Source organism: Bradyrhizobium sp. 521_C7_N1_3, assembly GCF_052075975.1.
Lineage (GTDB): Bacteria > Pseudomonadota > Alphaproteobacteria > Rhizobiales > Xanthobacteraceae > Bradyrhizobium > Bradyrhizobium japonicum.
The window spans coordinates 1,249,780-1,270,823 of record NZ_CP197232.1 but is presented as its reverse complement, the minus strand read 5'-3'; the positions used below and the strand labels follow the sequence as shown (position 1 = coordinate 1,270,823).

The following is a 21,044-nucleotide window of genomic DNA, read 5'->3' as shown; positions in this document are numbered from 1 at the left end:
CCACGACCTGGAGAAATTCATGGCTAAGGAAGAGCTGATCCAGTTCGAAGGACTGGTCACCGAAATCCTCCCCGACGCGCGCTACCGCGTGCAACTCGACGCCGGGCACGAGATCGTCGCCTACACCGCCGGCAAGATGAAGAAGAACCGCATCAAGACGCTGGCGGGCGACCGCGTGACCGTGGAAATGTCGCCCTACGACCTCGAGAAGGGCCGGCTGATTTTCCGCCACAAGGACGAACGTCCGAGCGGCGTGGGCGGGCCTCCCCGTCCCGGACAGCGCGGTGGCCAGTTCCGCCGCCGCTGATCCGCTTCCAGCGGCTCGGCTGCGAAAGTAAAATTCTGACCTGTATGCTGATCCGCCGTGTCGATCGCGGCGGATCAAAAAATCGTGCACGTCAGGATTGTTTTGGTGCCTTAACTCCAATAAAATCGGCTCATCGATTTTCGGCCGGACGACATTGGCATCCACCGGTACAGCCGGTTCAGACACGCTGACGACCCTTCCAGAAACTCGATCTAACCCGCCTGCGAAAGTAGGCTTCGACACTGCACATCTGAGAAGGAACTACCCCGTGAGCATGGGAACCGTGAAGTGGTTTAACGCGACCAAGGGCTTTGGCTTCATCCAGCCCGACGATGGCGGCCAGGACGTCTTCGTACACATCAGCGCCGTCGAGCGCGCCGGTCTCGGCACGCTGCGTGAAGGTCAGAAGGTCTCTTACGAGATCGTGGCCGACCGTCGTTCCGGCAAGTCGGCAGCGGACAACCTCCGCGCCGCCGGTTGAGCCCACGGGCCTTCGGCCCGGACGGCTCTAGCGAGCAAGCGAAAGGAAAAGGCCGTGCGCAACGCACGGCCTTTTTTCATGTCCGAAAGAGCGGATGGACTCGGCAGGTCGTACCGGCCGCATCCGCGCTGTTGTAGACGCAACTGGACAACGCGTCGGTCTTGCCAGTTCGTCTTGCTAGTTCGTTTTGGCGGCCGCGCCGGCATTGCCGCTGGCGTTGTTGTTCAACGAACCGGCCTGGCTCATCGTGTTGTTGAAGTAGTTGTCGCTGTCGCCGAGCGTCACGCGGCGCTGGCACAGCGGCATGCAGCTGTAGGACTCGCGCTCGACCCCGCGATAGACGGTGACGAGCCGGTCGCTCGGACCTTCGACCTGGATCTGACGGTCGACCAGGATCTCACCGCCCCGGTCGAGCGCGATAAAATTGGTGGCACCGTAGCCCTTCCCGGTCACGACGATCATGCCGCCGGGCTGGAGCGTGACGTCGGCGATCAGGGGATTGCCGACCACGATCGTCGCCACCTTGCCGGGCAGCCGGACCAGCTTGGCCTGGTCGACATTGACGGCGATGGTGTCGGCAGTCGCCTCGGCAAGGCTGGCGGCCGGCGATGCCAGCACCGCAGCCGCAACCAGAAGACAAACGCGCGCATGACTGCGCAGCAACTTTTTACGCATACTCTTACCCCCGGGACGTCACAAACCGGCAGAAGCGATTCGATACACAGCGGAGCCGGTGCCCGACCCGGCTAACCTGCCCTTAATTCGTGAACGTTCCGCAAACTCGCCGACTATTGTTTGAACGGACTGGGCGTTTTGCTGCCTCAGAAGATCCCTTACTGGCGGAACGGATAGGCGAGCTGGCCCCCGATCTCCTTCGGCATGGTCGCTTCGTCCTTGCCGTAGTCCTGCGGCAGTTTCCCCTCCGGCATGCGGAAGGTGCCGAACAGCACGTCCCAGATCGGAAACGTCCCGGCAAAATTGGTGTCACCGCCCTCTTCGAGCGCGGTGTGGTGCCAACGGTGGAACACCGGCGTCGCCAGCACATATTTGAACGGCCCGAAGGTCCAGTTCAGGTTGGCGTGCACGAAGGCCGAATGGAAGGTGGTGAACGGACCGAGCCAGATCATGACGTTCGGGGAGATGCCGGCCATCAGCAGCACGACGTCGACGCCGATCGTCCCGAGCATGAGATTGACGGGATGGAAGCGCGCCGCGGAAATCCAGCCGATCTCCTCCGACGAATGATGGATGGCGTGGTACTTCCAGAATCCGCCGTCGTGGAACAGCCGGTGCAGCCAGTACAGCATGAAGTCAGACAGCACCAGGAACAGTATCGCCTGTACCCACAGCGGCAACTGCGCCAGCGGGCCATGGCCATTGTCGTAGAAGGCGATCAGGTCGTCGGCGTCGTGGATGTTGAAGACGGCACCGGCACCGACGATCAGGAGTCCGATCCGCATGGTGCGGGCGAACACCGGAACGAAGAACCAGTAGCAGATGTCGGTGAGGATCTCGCGCTTGCGCCACCACGGCACGCCGGGATTGCAGGCCCAGAAATGCTCGAGCACGGTGAAGACCGCCGCGAGCACGAAGGTGACGGGGACCATCTTCTGGATGGTCTCGCCGAGCATCAAGGCGACTTGCATGGGCAGGCTCGACATCGTCGCCTCTCTTCCAAACTTCTGATCCCGCCTAGGCCTACTCCCCGAAATTTAAGGGAGGGTGAAGTCCACGGCGTGCTTGGGGCGCATTTGGAACAGGAAGAATTTCGATTGCGTCCTTAAGGCCAAATTCACTCTGGGCAAAAGCATCGGGCTGGAAGCCGGTTTGCCCGATCGAATTAACTCTACCGAAAGAGCTCGGATCTCATGTTTATCGCGTCAAGCACAGCGCCGAACGAGGCGATCACACCCCAGACGGAGTTTAGTTCATGAAGAACCTGATTGCGCGTTTCGCGAAGGATGAATCCGGCGCCACCGCCATCGAATACGGCCTGATTGCCGCCGGCATCGCGCTGGCCATCATCACCGTCGTCAACAACCTCGGCAGCTCGCTGAACACCAAGTTCGGCTCGATCAGCTCCTCGCTGAAGTAAGCGACCGACCAACGACGGCAAATGCCCCGGACCTCCGGGGCCTTTGTTTTTCTGAATGCGGCGAGTTCCAGTGGCGTTACGCGAGTACAGAACCGAAGCCGCGGTTGCGGCGAGTGAGGCGGAGGCGGCAGAGACCTCTTCGCCGGCGTACTGGGTTTGCCTTGCGCTGCTGCTCGCGACGGCCGTCCTCGCCGCGCGCATTGCCAGCATCTGGTGAGTGCGCCACCGGCAGGTCCCAGCTCGCAGCGCCGCTGCCGCCGTTGTCGGTTTGTTTAGCACTGCCGGCTAGCATGCGGCGACACCCCGATCCCGCGATGAACCCAAGCTCAAGACGCCGCCCATGATCCTCGACCTTGCGCGCCTTCTGCTCTTCCCGGCCCTGATGGCCTTCGCCGCCGCGAGCGATCTCTTCACGATGACCATCTCGAACCGCGTGTCGCTAGCGCTGATCGCGGGCTTCTTCGTGCTCGCCTTCGCCGGTGGCATGGCACCTTACGAGATGCTGAGCCATGTCGGCGCCGGCGCGCTGCTCCTCGTCGTGGCCTTCGGCTGCTTTGCGATGGGCTGGATGGGCGGCGGCGACGCCAAGGTCGCGGCTTCGGTCGCGCTCTGGTTCGGCTTCGCGCAATTGATGGATTTCCTGCTCTACGCCTCGCTGTTCGGCGGAGCCCTGACGCTGCTCCTGCTCCAGTTCCGGCAATGGCCATTGCCTTACGGGCTGGCGGGCCAGGCCTGGCTGGCACGGCTGCACGACAAGGAGAGCGGCATTCCTTACGGCATCGCGCTCACGCTCGGCGCGCTGATGGTCTATCCGGAGACCGAATGGGTGAAGGCGATCGACCTCGCTCACCTCGCACTGCGCTGAACGCACCGGGTAAGCCGGCGTTAAGCCGATTTAGATACGCCTCATTAACCATGCTTTGACGAATAGCTGGTCAACTGCCGATTACGGCGGCGGCTGCGTCGCGGCGTTTTGTGGAAAGTGAAGCGTATGAATAGGGCACGCATTGTCGTCCTGACGGTCGCCATCTGCGCCGGCGGTGTCGCCGCGTACCTGGCGAGCGGCTCGGACTCTGCGCCGCCACCGGCGGCTCCGGTCGCGCAGCTTCCGACCGTCGACGTCCTGGTCGCCAAGAACGACATCGGCCTCGGCCAGACCGTGAAGCCGGAAGACGTGCAATGGCAGACCTGGCCGGCCGCGACCGCGAGCTCCACCTTCATCCGCCGCAACGAGCGCCCCGAGGGCGCAACCCAGGTCATCGGCGCGATCGCCCGCGCGCCCTTCATCCAGGGCGAACCGATCCGCGACCAGAAGCTGGTCAGGGCCGAGGGCTCCGGCTTCATGGCGGCGATCCTGCCGACCGGCATGCGCGCGATCTCGACCGAGATCTCGCCGGAGACCGGCGCAGGCGGCTTCATCCTGCCCAACGACCGCGTCGACGTGCTGCTGACGCGCCGCCTCAAGAACGCCGACCAAAGCGCCGGCGCCCAGGACATCGTCACGTCCGAGATCATCCTGGCCAATATCCGCGTGCTGGCCATCGACCAGGCCCCGAAGGAAAAGGACGGCCAGAACACCGTGGTGGGCAAGACCGTCACGCTCGAGCTCAATCCCGCGCAGACGGCGACGCTCTCCGCGGCCCGGCAGAGCGGCACGCTGTCGCTGGCGCTGCGCAGCATCGCCGACGTCAAGATGAGCGAGATCACGCTCGATGATTCCGCGAAGCGCGATGGCGTTTCGATCATTCGCTACGGCATTCCAAGCGCGACGGCGAAGGCACGATGAGGACTGTCGATATGAATTGCAGGGCAGATTTGGCGACGATGCGAACCTCGATGGTCCGCGCCCTGTCGTTTTCGGCCGCCTTCGCGCTGACGCTCAACCCGGTGCTCACCCCGGCGGTCGCCGCCGACTACCGCCCCGTGGCGCAGGTCGCGGCCGACGGCCAGATGAACGCACGCTTCCTCTCGCTCGGCGTCGGCAAGTCGATCGTGATCGACCTGCCGCGCGACATCAAGGACGTGCTCGTCGCCGATCCCAAGATCGCCAATGCGGTGGTCCGCTCGTCGCAGCGCGCCTACATCATCGGCGCCTCGGTCGGCCAGACCAACATCGTGTTCTTCGATTCCGCCGGCCAACAGATCGCGGCCTATGACATCGCGGTCAAGCGCGACCTCAACGGCCTGCGTGCCGCGCTCAAGCAGGTCCTGCCCAATTCCGACATCCAGATCGACGGCCTCGGCGACGGTGTCGTGCTGACCGGCTCGGCGGCGAACCCGCTGGAAGCGCAGCAGGCCAATGATCTCGCCGCGCGCCTCGCCGGCGGCGCCGAAAAGGTGGTGAACTCGATCGTGATCCGTGGCCGCGACCAGGTCATGCTGAAGGTGACCGTCGCCGAAGTCGCGCGCACCATCGTCAAGCAGCTTGGCATCGATCTCACCGCGAACCTGAACTACGGCACCTCGGTGGTGAGCTTCACCAATTCCAACCCCTTCACGGCTCTCGGCAAGAATCTGGTGGACGGCAACGCTTTGACCACGAAGTTCGGCGCGACGCCGTCGGTGCAGGCCACCCTGCGCGCGATGGAGAGCGCCGGCGTGATCCGGACGCTGGCCGAGCCGAACCTGACCGCGATCTCCGGTGAGTCCGCGACCTTCATCGCCGGCGGCGAATTCCCGGTACCGGCGGGCTATGCGTGCGATCCCACCACGCATGTCTGTACCACCCAGATCAGCTTCAAGAAGTTCGGTATCTCGCTCAACTTCACCCCCATCGTGCTGAGCGAGGGCAAGATCAGCCTGCGCGTGATGACCGAGGTCTCGGAACTGTCGAACGAAAATTCGATCACGCTGTCGCAGGCCGTGACATCGAACTCGGTGAACTCGCTGACGGTGCCCTCGATCAAGACCCGCCGCGCCGAGACCTCGCTGGAAATTCCCTCCGGCGGCGCGATGGCCATGGCCGGCCTGATCCAGCAGCAAACCAAGCAGGCGATCAGCGGGTTGCCGGGACTGATGCAGCTCCCGATCCTCGGCACGCTGTTCCGCAGCCGTGACTTCGTCAACAACGCGACCGAGCTGGTGGTGATCGTGACACCTTATGTCGTCCGCGCGGCGTCGCCAAAGGACCTGTCGCGGCCGGATGACGGCTTCGCCGCGCCCGCGGATCCGCAGGCCGAGCTGATCGGCAATATCAACCGCATCTACGGCGTGCCCGGCCGGACCGAACCGGCCAAGAACTACCGCGGCACCTACGGCTTCATTACCGACTGAGGCGGAACGGGGATTTCACGATGATCACAGCACCACCCCAGATTCGCAAACGCGCCATCCGTTTCGGTGGCGCGCTCGTCGGCATGGCGCTCGTCCTCGGCGGCTGCCAACACAACGAAGCGGTCACTGCCTCCATCCCCGACGATTACAAGCAGCGCCATCCGATCGCGATCGAGGAGCAGAACCGCTCGATCGTCGTCTTCGTCGGCCATGCCCGCGGCGGATTGACCGCCGCCCAGCGCGCCGACGTGATGGGCGTCGCCTCGGCCTGGCTGCACGAAGGCACCGGCGCCATTCGCATCGACGTGCCGTCCGGTACGCCCAACGCGCGTCCGGTCGCGGACACGATGCGCGAGATCCAGGCGATGCTGGCGGGCGCGGGCGTTCCGCCGCGCGGCGTCAACATTCGCCCTTACCAGCCGGAAGACAGGCGCTTCCTGCCGCCGATCCGGCTCACCTATTCCAAGATCGCCGCGATCGCCGGTCCCTGCGGCCTGTGGCCGGACGACATCGGTCCCTCGATGAAGAACAAGAGCTGGTTCGAGAACAAGGACTATTACAATTACGGCTGCGCCTATCAGCGCAACATGGCGGCGATGATCGACAATCCGTCGGACCTCGAGCAGCCGCGGCCTGAAACGCCGTCCTATACGGCGCGTCGCATCACGGCCTTCGAGAAGTATCGCAAGGGAACGACGACGGCGACCATCTATCCTGAGGCCGAAAAGGCCAAACTCAGCGACACCGGCAAATGATCAGCTACGCTCGCCAGACTCAAGAAGAGCAGCCCGAGGCGCCGACGCCGGTCGAGGAGCATATTGCTCCCTCGCCGCGCGTGTCGGTCCAGGCTTTCTGCGAGACCGTCGAGACCGCTGCCGCGGTGCAGTCGGCCGGCGAAGACCGTCGTCTCGGCAAGGCCCATCTGAAGATCCAGATGGGCGGCATGGCGGCGGCAATCGAAGCCTACCGCTCGGCGCCGACGCCGAACGTGATCGTGCTCGAGAGCGACGGCCGCAACGATCTCCTGACCGGCCTCGACCATCTCGCCACGGTCTGCGACGCAGGCACCCGCGTGGTCGTGATCGGCCGCATCAACGACGTCACGCTCTACCGCGAGCTGGTGCGCCGCGGCGTCAGCGACTACGTGCTCGCGCCGGTCGGCGCGATCGACGTCGTGCGCTCGATCTGCAACCTGTTCTCGGCGCCCGAAGCCAAGGCGGTCGGCCGCATCATTGCCGTGGTCGGCGCCAAGGGCGGCGTCGGCGCGTCCACCATCTCCCACAACGTCGCCTGGGCGATCGCGCGCGACCTCGCAATGGACTCGGTCGTCGCCGATCTCGACCTCGCCTTCGGCACCGCCGGGCTCGACTACAACCAGGACCCGCCGCAAGGCATTGCCGATGCCGTGTTCTCGCCGGATCGCGTCGACACCGCCTTCATCGACCGCCTGCTGTCGAAATGCACCGACCATCTCAGCCTGCTGGCGGCGCCGGCGACGCTCGACCGGGTCTATGATTTCGGCACCGACGCGTTCGATGCCGTGTTCGACACGCTGCGCTCCACCATGCCCTGCATCGTGCTCGACGTTCCCCATCAATGGTCGGGCTGGACCAAGCGCGCCCTGATCGGGGCGGACGACATCCTGATCGTGGCGGCGCCTGACCTCGCCAATCTGCGCAACACCAAGAACCTGTTCGATCTGCTGAAGGCCTCGCGCCCCAACGATCGGCCCCCGCTCTACTGCCTGAACCAGGTCGGCGTCCCGAAACGGCCCGAAATCGCCGCCGCCGAGTTCGCCAAGGCGATCGAGAGCCAGCCGGTCGTCTCGATCCCGTTCGAACCGCAGATCTTCGGCTCGGCCGCCAACAACGGCCAGATGATCGCCGAGATCTCCGCCAACCACAAATCGATCGAGATGTTCCTTCAGATCGCCCAGCGCCTGACCGGCCGCAGCGAGACGAAGAAGCAAAAGTCGTCCTTGCTTTCACCCCTGATTGACAAGTTGCGGGGAAAATAAGCCGCCGCATGGAGTTGTTAAGTGTTCGGTAAGCGTAGCGGAACAGACACCGATACTCGGGCTCCCAAGCCCGGCGCCGTGTCGCCAGAGCCTGCCCAGGCTCCGGCGCCCGCGGTGTCGCGCGCGCCGCCCCCGCCGGCCGTCGCCTCGCCGCCGCTCGCCCCCGCCCGGCCGGCGCCGGCGATGGAATCCCGCCGCTCGGACAATTACTACGAGGTCAAGGCGACGATCTTCGGTGCGCTGATCGAGGCCATCGACCTCGCCCAGCTCGCCAAGCTCGACTCCGAGTCCGCGCGCGAGGAAATCCGCGACATCGTCAACGAGATCATCGCGATCAAGAACATCGTGATGTCGATCGCCGAGCAGGAAGAGCTGCTCGACGATATCTGCAACGACGTTCTCGGCTACGGCCCGCTGGAGCCTCTGCTGTCGCGCGACGACATCGCCGACATCATGGTCAACGGCGCCGACACCGTCTACATCGAGGTCGCCGGCAAGATCCAGCGCACCGGCATCCGCTTCCGCGACAACCAGCAGCTCCTCAACATCTGCCAGCGCATCGTCAGCCAGGTCGGCCGGCGCGTCGACGAATCCTCGCCGATCTGCGACGCGCGCCTCGCCGACGGCTCCCGCGTCAACGCCATCGTGCCGCCGCTGTCGATCGACGGGCCCACGCTCACCATCCGAAAATTCAAGAAGGACAAGCTGACGTTGGATCAGCTGGTCAGGTTCGGCGCAATCTCGCCGGAGGGCGCGGAAATCCTCCAGATCATCGGCCGCGTCCGCTGCAACGTGCTGATCTCCGGCGGCACCGGCTCCGGCAAGACCACGCTGCTCAACTGCCTGACCAACTACATCGAGCACGACGAACGCATCATCACCTGCGAGGACGCGGCCGAGCTCCAGCTCCAGCAGCCGCACGTGGTGCGTCTAGAAACCCGCCCGCCCAACATCGAGGGCGAAGGCCAGGTCACCATGCGTGAATTGGTGCGCAACTGCCTGCGTATGCGCCCCGAACGCATCATCGTCGGCGAAGTCCGCGGACCCGAGGCGTTCGACCTGCTCCAGGCCATGAATACCGGCCATGACGGCTCGATGGGCACGCTCCACGCCAACAATCCGCGCGAAGCGCTGTCGCGCTGCGAATCCATGATCACGATGGGCGGCTTCTCGCTGCCCTCGCGCACCATCCGCGAGATGATCTGCGCTTCGATCGACGTCATCGTCCAGGCCGCGCGCCTGCGCGACGGCTCGCGCCGCATCACGCACATCACCGAGGTGATGGGCATGGAAGGCGACACCATCATCACCCAGGACATCTTCCTCTACGACATGGTCGGCGAGGACGCCAACGGCAAGATCATCGGCCGGCACCGCTCGACCGGGATCGGCCGCCCGAAATTCTGGGAGCGTGCGCGCTATTACGGCGACGAGAAGCGCCTTGCCGCTGCGCTCGACGCGGCGGAAGTCGCGCCGAAGACATGAGCAGATCGGCGCAGCCATGAACATGCAGGTCCTTGCCCTCGCTTTCCTCGCCACCGCCGCCGTCGGCGGCATCGCCTGGGTGTTCCTCTATCCGCTCCTGTCCGGAGAACGGAAGGCGGAAAGCCGCCGCGCCTCGATCGCGCGCGCCGATGCGCCCGCGGCCAAGCAGACCGAAAAGAGCCAGCGGTCGCGCCGCGAGCAGGTCGAGACGTCGCTCAAGGATCTCGAGGCGCGGCGCCAGCAGGAGAAGAGCGTTCCACTCGGTGTGCGCCTGTCGCAGGCAGGGCTCGACTGGACGCCACAGAAATTCTGGATCGTGTCCGCCGTCGTGGCGGGGATGCTGTTTGCGATCGCCCTGTTCGTCGGCGGCGGCATGCTTGGCGCCGCCGGTCTTGCCTTTGCCGGCGGCTTCGGCCTGCCACGCTGGGCGCTGGGCTTCCTGAAGAAGCGACGCGAAAACAAGTTCCTGGCGGCGCTGCCCGATGCGGTCGACGTGATCGTTCGCGGCATCAAGGCGGGCCTGCCACTGTTCGAATCGATCAAGGTCGTCGCCGCCGACTCGCCTGAGCCGCTGCGCAGCGAGTTCCTGGCCATCATCGAGACCCAGGCGATCGGCATGCCGCTCGGCGAGGCCTGCTCGCGTCTCTACGAGCGCATGCCGTTACCGGAAGCCAACTTCTTCGGCATCGTCATCTCGATCCAGCAAAAATCCGGCGGCAACCTCTCCGAAGCGCTCGGCAACCTCTCCAAGGTGCTGCGCGACCGCAAGAAGATGAAGGAAAAGATCCAGGCGATGTCGATGGAGGCCAAGGCCTCGGCCGGCATCATCGGTTCGCTGCCGCCGATCGTGATGTTCCTCGTCTATCTCACGACTCCGCACTACATCTCGCTGCTTTGGACCCATCCGACCGGCCAGCTCATGCTGGTCGGCTGCGTCGTCTGGATGTCGATCGGCATCATGGTGATGAAGAAGATGATCAATTTCGATTTCTGACGGTGCCGTATGGTCGAATTCCTCGTTTCGAAACTGCATGATGTCCGCTTCATGACCATGCTGCTGGCGGCCATCGCCGCCAGCGCCACCGTCTATACGCTGGTGATGCCGCTTTTCGCCGGCGAAGGCCTAGCCAAGCGCATGAAGGCGGTGGCGAGCGAGCGCGAGCGCATCCGCCAGCGCGAGCGCGACCGCCTCAACAAGAGCGAGAAGGTCTCGCTGCGCCAAACGCCCAAGCAGGTCGTCTCCCGGGTCGTCGAGGACTTCAACCTCACCAAATGGCTTGCGCAGGAAGCCGCGCGCGACAAGCTCATCATGGCGGGCTATCGCGGCCAGGCGCCCTACATCACCTTCCTCTTCGCCCGCGCGGTGGCTCCGCTCGTCCTGTTCGTCGGCTCGATCATCTACGTGTTTCTGATCGCGCATATGCAGCAGGCGATGCCGATCAAGATCGGCATCTGCATCGGTGCGGCCTATCTCGGCCTTCAGGCGCCCATGCTGTTCCTCAAGAATGCGATTTCCAAGCGCCAGCTATCGATCAAGCGCGCCTTCCCCGATGCGCTCGACCTGCTCCTGATCTGCATCGAATCCGGCATGTCGGTCGAAATGGCGTTCCGGAAGGTCGCCACCGAGATCGTGGGCCAGTCGATCGCACTGTCCGAGGAGTTCACGCTGACCACGGCCGAGCTGTCCTATCTGCAGGATCGCAAGGTCGCTTATGAGAACCTGGCGCGGCGCACCGGACTCGAGGGCGTCAAGTCGGTGTGTCTCGCGCTTCAGCAGGCGGAGCGCTACGGCACCCCGCTCGGGCATTCCTTGCGCGTCATGGCGCAGGAAAACCGCGATATGCGCATGAACGAGGCCGAGAAGAAGGCCGCCGCGCTGCCACCGAAGTTGACGGTGCCGATGATCCTGTTCTTCCTGCCGGTGCTGTTCGTCGTCATTCTCGGACCGACCGGCATCAAGATCAGCGAGCTGCACTGACGGTCAAGACGCGGACCGCGCGCGGTCCGCCGGCAGCTTCAGGATTGCAAGATCAGGCTCTGATCAGTCGGGCTGGCTGAGCGAGGCGACCGGCGTCCGCTTCGGTGCGCCGCGCGGCGCGTCGCTGCGGCTCAGCATTTCCTTCAGATAAGCGACATTGGCCGCTGCCTGGTCCGGCGGCAGGTCGGCCTTCACGATCGTCTCGGCTTCGGCGAAGCGGCCCTGGAGACCGACGACGAGGCCGAGATTCTGCCGCACCCGAGTATTGGCGCGCGGCGAGGCGTAGGCCTGCCGCAACGCCTCTTCGGCCTTCGGCAGGTCCTTCGACAACATGTAGGACAGGCCGAGATTGGAGAGCACGCCGGGATCGCCCGGCGCGATCTTCAGCGCGCTCGCATAATAGGAACGCGCCTCGTCGTGGCGGCCCATCTGATCGAGCGCGGTGCCCTGCACCGAGAGCAGGCGCCAGTCCGGATTGTCGGGCGAGTGCGCCTTCGACAGCACGTCGAAGGCCTGCTGAAAATTGCCGTTGTCGGCGAGCGCGCGGCCATACTGCGCGAGCAGCGCCTTGTTGCCGGGATTGGCTATGGTCGCCTGCTCGAGCACGGCCGCGGCCTGGGCGCGCTGGCCGTTGGCGCGCAAGGCCTGGCCGTAGCCGAGCGCCGCGTCGGCGTCCTTGGGATTGGCGCGGTAGCGCTCGCCATAGACCTCGACGGCGCGCGCGGGATCGGCGGGCGCGGCTTCCGTCCGCGGCCCGACAGAACCGGTGACGTCGGAGAGTTTCGACATGGCCGTGCAGCCGCCGAGGCCCATCGCCACTGCCGCCACCAGCGAAGTGGACGCGAGAAGCCGGGCAAGACTGAACCGTTGACGCATGACGCTTTTGACTCACGAGCGATTGATCGAGCCGAACGTGCCAGCAATAGTCTGTTAACCCTAACGGCGGGTTAACGTCAGCCTGGCTGCCCCTCACGGCGGTGTCTGCGGCGGCGGCTCGCCACCGAGGGCCGGATCGAGACCAAGCACCTTCACCGGCTCGTTCAGGTCGTGCAGCAGCAATTGCAGCCGCCGCCGCGCCTGAGCAACATCGACGCCCGCGCTCGGCATCCCAGGCCATTCGCGCCGGAAGTCGTCGCGGTTGACCAGCCGCTTCGCAAGCAGCTCGTCAAGCTGAACGTCGTCAATGCCGAGCACGTCGGCGCAGTGCTCGATCAAGCGGCGCAGCAGCAACTTCACCGCGGCCAGCGCCTCGGCGTCATCCCTGCGCTCCGATCTCGCGAACTTACCCTCGATATCGGCCCAGGCCCATGAGGTGACGAGATAGGCATGGAGCGCGCTCGGCCAGTCCACCTCGGCGTCGGCATAGAAAGCGCGGCGCATCAGCAGCCGGCGAGCCTGTGCGGCAACTTGATCACGCTTCAGCATCGCACATGAGGCGATCTCGATGGCCGACTGGACGGCGGGGTCGCGGGAAAAATCCCGTCCTGCCGGCAACCTGATGACGCCGTCCGGCAGGTTGGAGTCGAGCAGCCCGAAGGTGCCGTCGTTGCGCGGCCGCGAATAGCGCGTGATCGCGAACTGGTGCTCCGTGCGGCCGGCCCGGGACGACGCGTCAAAATGAATGATGTTGAAGCCGGCATCGTCACCGGCCTGCCCGGTCGAGGACGGACAGGAGAGCACGTAGATCGTACGCCAGAAGGCTTCGCCGCTCTCGCTCCGCGTGGCACGCGGATCCGGGATCGAATAACGGGTGAGCCCCTCGACATGCCGGTGTCCGTGCAGGACCAGATTGACGTTGAGCGACGTCGCCGCTTCGAGGAAAGTTGCGGGCGCCGCGAGATACATCAGCGGTTCGTCGGGCACGCCGAGAAACCGCTTTCCTTCGCCGGTCGCCTGCGGCAGCGGATGATGATGCAACGCCAGCACGCGCACCAGATTTTCCGCCGGCTCGGCATAGTCGGCACGTCCCACGGATCCCATGCTGCCCGCGAGCTCGACGCTCAGCCGGGCGGAACCCGCGACAAGCGCGCTGTAGGCGCTCTCGCCGATATTGCCGCTCGCGAGCGTTGAGAGGCTCGCGCGGTTGGAGTCCAGCAGCACCAGATCGAGGCCGGCCTGGCGGTAATAGACGCTCTTCGAGCTGCGCGGCAGATGCAAATAATCATAGACGTCGTGGCGGCCCACGCGCTGGCTCGGGCGCTTGACGTCGTGATTGCCCGCGACCGCCTGGATGTCGGTGAACAGTCCGGTCTGCCGGAAGGACGCGATGACGGCGAGCGCTTCGTCCAGCGCGCGCGGCGTCGGGGCGTCCACGAGATCACCCGTGATCAGCAGAATGCGATCGGGAACGTCCGCGAAGTCCGCCATCGCCTCACGGATTGCAGCACCGAGCGCCTCGGTCGTCGCCAGCAATCGGCCTGACCCGTCCAGATGCAGGTCGGAAATCTGCGCAATAACAAACGCTCTATCCATTTTGCGCCGCTCATTTGCGAATGCTGCGCCGCCCAAACGATGAGAAGAATGCTTTCGACGAACAGGTTTGGCCGGATATCAAGCCGGCCCGCCGCGTTGTTGCGCTCAGCAGAACCGCACGGCACAATTTAAAATATCCGTCAATAATGCCACAACCGCGGCGCTAGTAAAGCCCCGCGGCCGCGCGCTCGTGAACGGCAGTTCTCAGCATGAGATACGAGATCCGCCCGGCGATTGTTTCGCTCACCCGATCAGTATTCGATGGCAAGCCGCTTGCGGATTTCGTCGATGCGCTTGTCGAGCGCATCGAACCGCGCGTGGACGGAGCGGTCATGGAGATAGAAGACGTAACCGCCGGCAAGGAATGCGAAGATCCAGTGATGATGCTCGACATAACCGAAAATCGCCTCGACGGCCTGGCCGATGAATGTGACCACGCTCCACACAAATTCCATTGCAGTTTCCTCCCGGCAGGCCTCGTCTTCGACCGCCGGTCATCTCCTGCATAGTTTTCCCAGTCGATCCGGCAGCCGTTGCCGGAACCTAGCATGGGCCCCTTGCGGCGAGTAGCGGGTCGCTGAACGGTGACAGCAAAGCCGATTGCAGCCGCGGCGAAACTCTGCGAAGTCTCGTCTATTCGCATGACCCGCTCGATCTGACGATCCGGACCCGCCAATGCCTTCTGTCTTCGAGACATCGCCCACCGCCATCCCGATCACCTTCGTTACCAAGTCGAGCTGGGATCAGATCGCCGAGAAATTGCCGCCGGTGCAGCGCCAGTTCGCCACCGCGAGCGCCTTTGCCGCCAAGCCGGGCGGCTATCTCGCGCTGCCCGCTCCGGACGGCGCGATCGCGCAAGTGCTGTTCGGACTCGAGGACGAGGGCGCGAGATCACGCGACCCGTTCCGGCCGGGCGCCCTGCCCGGCCTGCTGCCGCCGGGCATCTATCGCTTTGCCAATGCGCCGCACGATGCGCGGCTGGCGTCGCTCGCCTTTGCACTCGGCAGCTACCGCTTCGCCCGCTACCGCAAGGCTGACCGCCCCGCCGTCCGCCTGGTCCCGCCCGATGGCATCGACGCCGCCGAGATCGATCGCGTGGCGGATGCCGCGATGCTGGCGCGCGACCTCATCAACACGCCGTCCAACGACATGGGGCCGGAGGAGCTGGCCGCGGCCGCGCAAGCGCTCGCCACGGAATTCGGTGCGAGCTTTGCCTGCACCATCGGCGAGGATCTGAAGACGAATTTTCCGCTGATCCACGCCGTCGGCATGGCCTCCGACCGCGCGCCGCGGCTGATCGACATCGGCTGGGGCGATCCTGATCATCCCAAGGTGACGCTGGTCGGCAAGGGCGTCTGCTTCGACACCGGCGGGCTCGACCTCAAGCCGTCGAGCGGCATGCTGATCATGAAGAAGGACATGGGCGGCGCCGCCAACGTGCTGGCGCTCGCGCGCATGGTGATGGATGCGAAGCTCAAGGTCCGCCTGCGCGTGCTGATTCCGGCGGTCGAGAATGCCGTCTCCAGCAATGCCTTCCGGCCGCTCGACATCTTCACCTCGCGCAAGGGCATCACGGTCGAGATCGGCAACACCGATGCGGAGGGCCGGCTCGTGCTCGCCGACGCGCTGGCGCTGGCCGACGAGGAAAAGCCGGACCTTCTGATCGATCTGGGCACGCTGACCGGCGCGGCGCGCGTCGCGCTGGGGCCGGATTTACCGCCCTTTTACACCAATGATGAGACGCTGGCCGCGGACGTCGCGCGGTGCGCGGCGAGGGAGAACGATCCGTTGTGGCGCATGCCGCTGTGGCCGCCTTACGATGCGTGGCTGGACTCCAAAACGGCCACCATCACCAACGCACCGTCCGGCGGCTTTGCCGGCTCGATCACCTGCGCGCTGTTCCTGCAACGGTTCGTCGAGCAGGCGAAGAGCTGGCTTCACGTGGATATTTACGGCTGGACCCCGTCGGCGAAGCCGGCGCGGCCCGAAGGCGGCGAATGTCAGGCCGCGCGCGCCATCTACACTTTGCTGAGCGAGCGCTATGGATGATCCAAGACACGATCCAAGGCACGACCCAAGGCTGACACCGGCGCGCGGCGACCTCGCCGCGAAATATCTCGAAGGCAAGGTGCAAGCCGACCGCTTCGTCACGGGCGAGGAATTCGAGGTCTTCGAGGCGATCGCGCCGGTGCGCGAGCAGCCGTCGTCGAACGCGATGCTGATGACGGAGGCGCTGCGCGGCGAACGCGTCACGGTCTACGACCGCAATGGCGAGGGCTGGGCCTGGGGCCAGCTTGGCGGCGATGGTTATGTCGGCTGGCTCCCCGACGCAGCCCTGATGAAGCCGGCCGCCGCGCCGACCCACAAGGTCAGCGCGCTCCGAACATTCGCCTTCCCCGGTCCCTCGATCAAGCTGCCGCCGGCCGGCACACTCGTGCTGGGCTCGAAGATCACGGTGGTGCGCGAGGACGGCAGCTTCGCCGTGACGCGCGACGGACAATATCTGCCGAAGGCCCATCTCGCCCGGCTCGCTCATCGCGAGCCGGACTTCGTCGCGGTCGCCGAACGCTTCGTCGGCACGCCCTATCTCTGGGGCGGCAAGAGCAGCCTCGGCATCGACTGCTCCGGCCTCGTGCAGGTTTCACTGACAGCAGCGGGCATCGGCTGCCCGCGCGACAGCGACATGCAGCAGGCAGGGCTCGGCCGCGCGCTGGAGCCGCATGAGCGGAGCAAGCTGCAACGCGGCGATCTCATTTTCTGGAAGGGCCATGTCGCCATCGTCCGCGATGGCGGCACCATGGTTCATGCCAACGCGCATCACATGGCAACCGTGATCGAGGCAACCGAGCCGGCGATCGCGCGGATCAAGGCGGCGGGCAGCGAAATCGTCGCGATCAAGCGGCTCTAGGGCGACTTCGTAGGATGGGTAGAGCATCGCGAAACCCATTCTTCTCGCCATGCGCTGCGATGCGACGGGTTTCGCTTCGCTCTACCCACCGAAGACTAGGTCGCCACCGCCCCGTTCCCCGCGGTCTCCAGCCGGAACGCCGCCGCGAACAGCGCGCGCGTGTAATCCGTCTTCGGGCTCTTGAACAGTTCGGCGGCCTGTCCCTCCTCGACCACCTTGCCGCCGCGCATCACGATGAGATGGCTGGCGAGCGAGGCGACGACGCGCAAATCGTGCGAGATGAACATGTAGGTGAGATCGCGCCTGCGCTGGAGTTCCCGCAAGAGGTCGACCATCTGCGCTTGAATCAGCATGTCGAGTGCGCTGGTCGGCTCGTCCAGCACGACGAAATCCGGCTCCAGCACGACCGCGCGCGCGATGCTGATGCGCTGGCGCTGGCCACCGGAGAATTCATGCGGATAGCGATAGCGGGTGTCCGCCTTCAGCCCGACGTCCTCGAGCGCCTTGACGACGCGCGCCTCGCGCTCCTCGCGCGACAGCTTTGGCTGATGCACGGTGAGGCCCTCGGCGACGATGTCGGCAACCGACATGCGCGGGCTGAGCGAGCCGAACGGATCCTGGAACACGATCTGCATGTCGCGCCGGAACGGTCGCATCTCCTTGAAGCGCAGGCCCTGGATGTCCTTGCCGAGGAACACGATGCGGCCGTTCGAGGAGATCAGCCGCATCAGGGCGAGCCCGAGCGTGGTTTTGCCCGAGCCGGATTCGCCGACGACGCCTAGCGTCTCGCCCTTGCGCACGGCAATGCTGACGCCGTCGACCGCCTTGATGTGGCCGACCGTTTTGCGCATCAAGCCGCGCTTGATCGGAAACCAGACCTTCAAATCATCGGCGGACATCACCACCGGTGCATTCGGCTGTGGCGGCGCCGGATCAGGCTTCGGCTCCGCCGCGAGCAGGTCGCGCGTATAGGGATGGTTCGGGGTCCTGAAGACCTGCTCGACCGGCCCCTGCTCGACAATCTCGCCGCCCTTCATGACACAGACATGGTCGGCGATGCGGCGCACGATGCCGAGATCGTGGGTGATGAACAGCAGGCTCATGCCGAGCCGGGAGCGGATCTCTGCGAGCAGCGCCAGGATCTGTGCCTGCACGGTGACGTCGAGCGCCGTGGTCGGCTCGTCCGCGATCAAGAGGTCCGGCTCGTTGGCAAGCGCCATCGCGATCATGACGCGCTGGCGCTGTCCGCCGGAGAGCTGGTGCGGATAGCTGTTGAGCCGCGTTTCGGGCTCGGGAATGCCGACCTGCGTCAGCAGTTCCAGCGTCCGCTTGCGCGCCTCGGCATTGCTGGTCGGATTGTGGAGCTGGATGATCTCGCCGATCTGCGCCTCGATCGTGTGCAGCGGATTGAGCGAAGTCATCGGCTCCTGGAAGATGATGGAGATATCGCTGCCGCGAATCTCCCGCATCTGCTGCTCGGACTGGTCGATCAGCTCCCGCCCCTTGAAGCGGATGCTGCCCGAGGGATGCGAGGCATTCGGATAGGGCAGGAGCTTCAGGATCGAGAGCGCGCTGACCGACTTGCCGGACCCGGACTCGCCGACCAGCGCGACGCATTCGCCGCGCTTGATCTGGAACGAGACCTTGTCGACCGCAAGCGTGGTGGCGCCGCCCTGGTGGAAGGCCACCGAGAGGTCGCGGACGGCAAGCAGGGGCTGGTTGATCGCGTCCATCACGCCCTCACTTGAACGTCTTGCGCGGATCGAAGGCGTCGCGCACGGCTTCGCCGATGAAGATCAAGAGCGACAGCATGATCGCGACCGAGAAGAAGCCGGAAAAGCCGAGCCAGGGCGCCTGCACGTTAGACTTGCCCTGCGACAGCAGTTCGCCGAGCGACGGCGAGCCGGGCGGCAGCCCGAAGCCGAGGAAATCGAGGGCCGTGAGCGTCATCACCGACGAGGAGACGATGAACGGAAGGAACGTCATCGTCGCGACCATCGCGTTCGGCAGCAGATGCTTGAACATGATCACGGCGTTCGACACGCCAAGCGCCCGCGCGGCCTGGATGTACTCGAAATTGCGCCCGCGCAGGAATTCCGCGCGCACGAGCCCGACCAGCGACACCCAGGAAAACAGGAGCAGGATGCCGAGCAGCACGAAGAATCCGGGCACGAGCACCGACGAGAGGATCAGCAAGAGGTAGAGCGAAGGGATCGCAGTCCATATCTCGATGAAGCGCTGGAACAGCAGATCGACCCAGCCGCCGAAATAGCCCTGCACCGCGCCGGCCGCGATGCCGACGACCGAGGAGACAATGGTCAGGCACAGGCCGAACAGCACCGAGATGCGGAAACCGTAGATCAGCCGCGCGACCACGTCGCGGCCCTGATCGTCGGTGCCGAGCCAGTTGTATTCGAGGTCGCGGCAGCTCTTGAGGCCCTTCTTCTCGACGACAGGCTTGCACTGCGCCTCGGTCAACATCCAGGTCGGCGGCGACGGCGCCGGCGTCGGCAGATCGAGATTGTGGGTGTCGTAGGAGTAGCGGATCAGCGGCCAGACGATGCTGCCGCCCTTGTCCTTGATCAGCTTCTGCAAATAGGGATCGCGGTAGTCGGCCGCCGTTTCGAAGTCGCCGCCGAAGGTCGTCTCGGAATAAGTGACGAAGGCCGGCCAGTAGAGATGGCCGTCGTACTTGATCAGGAATGGCCGGTCATTGGCGATCAGCTCGGCAAACAGCGACACCACGAACAGGATCATGAAGATCCAGAACGACCAGTAACCGCGCCGGTTCGCCTTGAAATTCTGCCAGCGCCGCCGGTTGAGCGGCGATGGCACGAACGGCTTGCGCGTGATCGGCACGGCATCGCCGAGCGGTGACTTTGCGGTGGTTTCGATCGGGGTCGGGGCGGCGAGTGTCATCAGACCTCCCGTGCCTCGAAATCGATCCGCGGATCGATCCACATGTAGGTGAGGTCAGAGATCAGGTTGATCACGAGGCCGACGAGCGAAAAGATGAAGAGCGTGCCGAACACCACGGGATAGTCGCGGTTGAGAACGCTCTCGAAACTGAGCAGTCCGAGCCCATCCAGCGAGAAGATGGTCTCGATCAGAAGCGAGCCCGAGAAGAAAGCGTGAATGAAGGTGCTGGGAAAGCCCGCGATGACGATGAGCATCGCGTTGCGGAAGACGTGGCCATAAAGCACCCGATTCTCGCTGCAGCCCTTCGCGCGCGCAGTCATCACGTATTGCTTGCGGATCTCGTCCAGGAACGAGTTCTTGGTCAGGAACGTCATGGTGGTGAACGCACCGAGCCCCATGGCGATCAGCGGCAGCGTCAAATGCCAGAAGTAATCGATGATCTTCCAGTACCAGGGAAATTGCGACCAGCCGTCCGACGTCAGTCCGCGCAATGGGAACCAGTTGAAGAACGAGCCTCCGGCGAACAGGATGATCAGGAGGATCGCGAACAGGAAGCCGGGAATCGCGTAGCCGAGCACGAGTACGCTCGACGTCCAGGTATCGAAGCGCGTTCCGTCCTGGACCGCCTTGCGGATGCCGAGCGGAATCGAGATCAGGTAGGTCAAGAGCGTCAGCCAGATGCCGAGCGAGATCGAGACCGGCAGCTTTTCCTTGACCAGCTGGAGCACGCTGACATCGCGAAAATAGCTGTTGCCGAAATCGAAGCGGGCGAAATTCCACACCATCAGCGCGAAGCGTTCGGGGGCCGGCTTGTCGAAGCCGAATTGCTTCTCCAGCTTCTTGATGAAGTCGGGGTCCAGCCCCTGCGCGCCGCGATATTTCGAATTGATGGCATCGCCACCAGCGCCCAGCTGTCCCGGCGCACGCTGCGCAAAGTCGCCGCCGCCGGAAATTCGCGAGCTGCCGCCGGTGTCGGCGCCCGAGAGCTGCGCGATCACGCGCTCGACCGGGCCGCCCGGCGCGAACTGCACGACGACGAAGGAGACGAAGAGAATCCCGAGCAGCGTCGGGATCATCAAGAGGATGCGGCGGGCGATATAGGCGCTCAT

At 64.7% G+C, this 21,044-nt stretch carries 21 protein-coding genes; 13 read left to right on the top strand and 8 right to left on the bottom strand.

Translation table 11 applies throughout. The features are described from left to right. Positions 1-19: 19 nt before the first annotated feature. Together infA and AB7008_RS05885 are read left to right on the top strand one after the other, a co-directional pair. Positions 20-307, top strand: coding sequence for a translation initiation factor IF-1 (gene infA, locus AB7008_RS05890; RefSeq protein ID WP_008131890.1), 288 nt, complete (start codon positions 20-22; stop codon positions 305-307). A 268-nt stretch (positions 308-575) separates the two neighbouring features. Then, complete coding sequence (locus AB7008_RS05885; RefSeq protein ID WP_028148374.1) at positions 576-788, top strand: cold-shock protein; 213 nt, start codon at positions 576-578, stop codon at positions 786-788. Between the two features lie 177 nt (positions 789-965). Here the strand turns inward: AB7008_RS05885 and AB7008_RS05880 are convergent, their stop codons facing one another. Continuing rightward, positions 966-1,463: a pilus assembly protein N-terminal domain-containing protein gene (locus AB7008_RS05880; RefSeq protein WP_441258624.1), complete on the bottom strand. Its 498-nt coding sequence runs from the start codon at positions 1,461-1,463 to the stop codon at positions 966-968. Between the two features lie 158 nt (positions 1,464-1,621). Continuing rightward, a complete protein-coding gene (locus AB7008_RS05875; protein WP_028157395.1) occupies positions 1,622-2,449 on the bottom strand; it encodes a sterol desaturase family protein in 828 nt (275 codons plus the stop codon). Positions 2,450-2,718: 269 nt separating this feature from the next. Here AB7008_RS05875 and AB7008_RS05870 point away from each other — a divergent pair, with 269 nt between their 5' ends. From AB7008_RS05870 to AB7008_RS05830, 9 genes are all read left to right on the top strand, one after another. Continuing rightward, positions 2,719-2,883 carry a Flp family type IVb pilin gene (locus tag AB7008_RS05870; RefSeq protein WP_014498224.1) on the top strand — a complete coding sequence of 55 codons (165 nt, stop codon included), beginning with the start codon at positions 2,719-2,721 and terminating at the stop codon, positions 2,881-2,883. A 340-nt stretch (positions 2,884-3,223) separates the two neighbouring features. Then, positions 3,224-3,748, top strand: coding sequence for an A24 family peptidase (locus AB7008_RS05865; RefSeq protein ID WP_014498226.1), 525 nt, complete (start codon positions 3,224-3,226; stop codon positions 3,746-3,748). A gap of 126 nt (positions 3,749-3,874) precedes the next feature. Next, on the top strand, positions 3,875-4,669 hold the full coding sequence (gene cpaB, locus AB7008_RS05860) for a Flp pilus assembly protein CpaB (RefSeq protein ID WP_028157393.1): 795 nt from the start codon (positions 3,875-3,877) through the stop codon (positions 4,667-4,669). 11 nt (positions 4,670-4,680) lie between these two features. Then, the gene (locus AB7008_RS05855) at positions 4,681-6,156 is read left to right on the top strand and encodes a type II and III secretion system protein family protein (RefSeq protein ID WP_304492747.1); all 1,476 of its coding nucleotides are present in this window, start codon (positions 4,681-4,683) and stop codon (positions 6,154-6,156) included. A 20-nt stretch (positions 6,157-6,176) separates the two neighbouring features. Next, positions 6,177-6,911, top strand: coding sequence for a CpaD family pilus assembly protein (locus AB7008_RS05850; RefSeq protein WP_028157391.1), 735 nt, complete (start codon positions 6,177-6,179; stop codon positions 6,909-6,911). Then, a complete protein-coding gene (locus tag AB7008_RS05845; RefSeq protein WP_014498230.1) occupies positions 6,908-8,173 on the top strand; it encodes an AAA family ATPase in 1,266 nt (421 codons plus the stop codon). Before AB7008_RS05850 ends, AB7008_RS05845 begins: the two co-directional genes overlap by 4 nt. Positions 8,174-8,194: 21 nt before the next feature. Further along, the gene (locus AB7008_RS05840; RefSeq protein WP_014498231.1) at positions 8,195-9,658 is read left to right on the top strand and encodes a CpaF family protein; all 1,464 of its coding nucleotides are present in this window, start codon (positions 8,195-8,197) and stop codon (positions 9,656-9,658) included. Between the two features lie 16 nt (positions 9,659-9,674). Continuing rightward, positions 9,675-10,652, top strand: coding sequence for a type II secretion system F family protein (locus AB7008_RS05835; RefSeq protein WP_441258623.1), 978 nt, complete (start codon positions 9,675-9,677; stop codon positions 10,650-10,652). Positions 10,653-10,661: 9 nt separating this feature from the next. After that, positions 10,662-11,636, top strand: a complete 975-nt coding sequence (locus tag AB7008_RS05830) for a type II secretion system F family protein (protein WP_039156207.1) — start codon at positions 10,662-10,664, stop codon at positions 11,634-11,636. 63 nt (positions 11,637-11,699) lie between these two features. Here AB7008_RS05830 and AB7008_RS05825 read toward each other — a convergent pair whose 3' ends face one another. The 3 genes from AB7008_RS05825 to AB7008_RS05815 all read right to left on the bottom strand — a co-directional run bounded on the left by AB7008_RS05825 (position 11,700) and on the right by AB7008_RS05815 (position 14,563). Continuing rightward, a complete protein-coding gene (locus AB7008_RS05825; RefSeq protein ID WP_441258622.1) occupies positions 11,700-12,512 on the bottom strand; it encodes a tetratricopeptide repeat protein in 813 nt (270 codons plus the stop codon). A 93-nt stretch (positions 12,513-12,605) separates the two neighbouring features. Then, complete coding sequence (locus tag AB7008_RS05820) at positions 12,606-14,108, bottom strand: metallophosphoesterase family protein (RefSeq protein WP_441258621.1); 1,503 nt, start codon at positions 14,106-14,108, stop codon at positions 12,606-12,608. A 251-nt stretch (positions 14,109-14,359) separates the two neighbouring features. Continuing rightward, positions 14,360-14,563, bottom strand: a complete 204-nt coding sequence (locus AB7008_RS05815; protein WP_018454690.1) for a hypothetical protein — start codon at positions 14,561-14,563, stop codon at positions 14,360-14,362. Positions 14,564-14,783: 220 nt separating this feature from the next. On the opposite strand from AB7008_RS05815, the gene AB7008_RS05810 reads away from it, so the two are divergent. Next, positions 14,784-16,157 (top strand): leucyl aminopeptidase family protein, encoded by a 1,374-nt coding sequence (locus AB7008_RS05810; protein WP_441258620.1) that lies wholly within the window; start codon positions 14,784-14,786, stop codon positions 16,155-16,157. Beyond that, positions 16,150-17,016: a C40 family peptidase gene (locus tag AB7008_RS05805; RefSeq protein ID WP_441258619.1), complete on the top strand. Its 867-nt coding sequence runs from the start codon at positions 16,150-16,152 to the stop codon at positions 17,014-17,016. Before AB7008_RS05810 ends, AB7008_RS05805 begins: the two co-directional genes overlap by 8 nt. Before the next feature lie 95 nt (positions 17,017-17,111). On the opposite strand, the gene AB7008_RS05800 is transcribed toward AB7008_RS05805, so the two are convergent. From AB7008_RS05800 to AB7008_RS05790, 3 genes are read right to left on the bottom strand one after another with little or no spacing between them, the layout of a single operon-like run. Next, on the bottom strand, positions 17,112-18,749 hold the full coding sequence (locus AB7008_RS05800) for an ABC transporter ATP-binding protein (RefSeq protein WP_028157383.1): 1,638 nt from the start codon (positions 18,747-18,749) through the stop codon (positions 17,112-17,114). Positions 18,750-18,756: 7 nt separating this feature from the next. After that, positions 18,757-19,935: an ABC transporter permease gene (locus AB7008_RS05795; protein WP_014498240.1), complete on the bottom strand. Its 1,179-nt coding sequence runs from the start codon at positions 19,933-19,935 to the stop codon at positions 18,757-18,759. Beyond that, entirely contained in the window at positions 19,935-21,044 is a 1,110-nt protein-coding gene (locus tag AB7008_RS05790; protein ID WP_028157382.1) for a microcin C ABC transporter permease YejB, read from the bottom strand. Before AB7008_RS05790 ends, AB7008_RS05795 begins: the two co-directional genes overlap by 1 nt.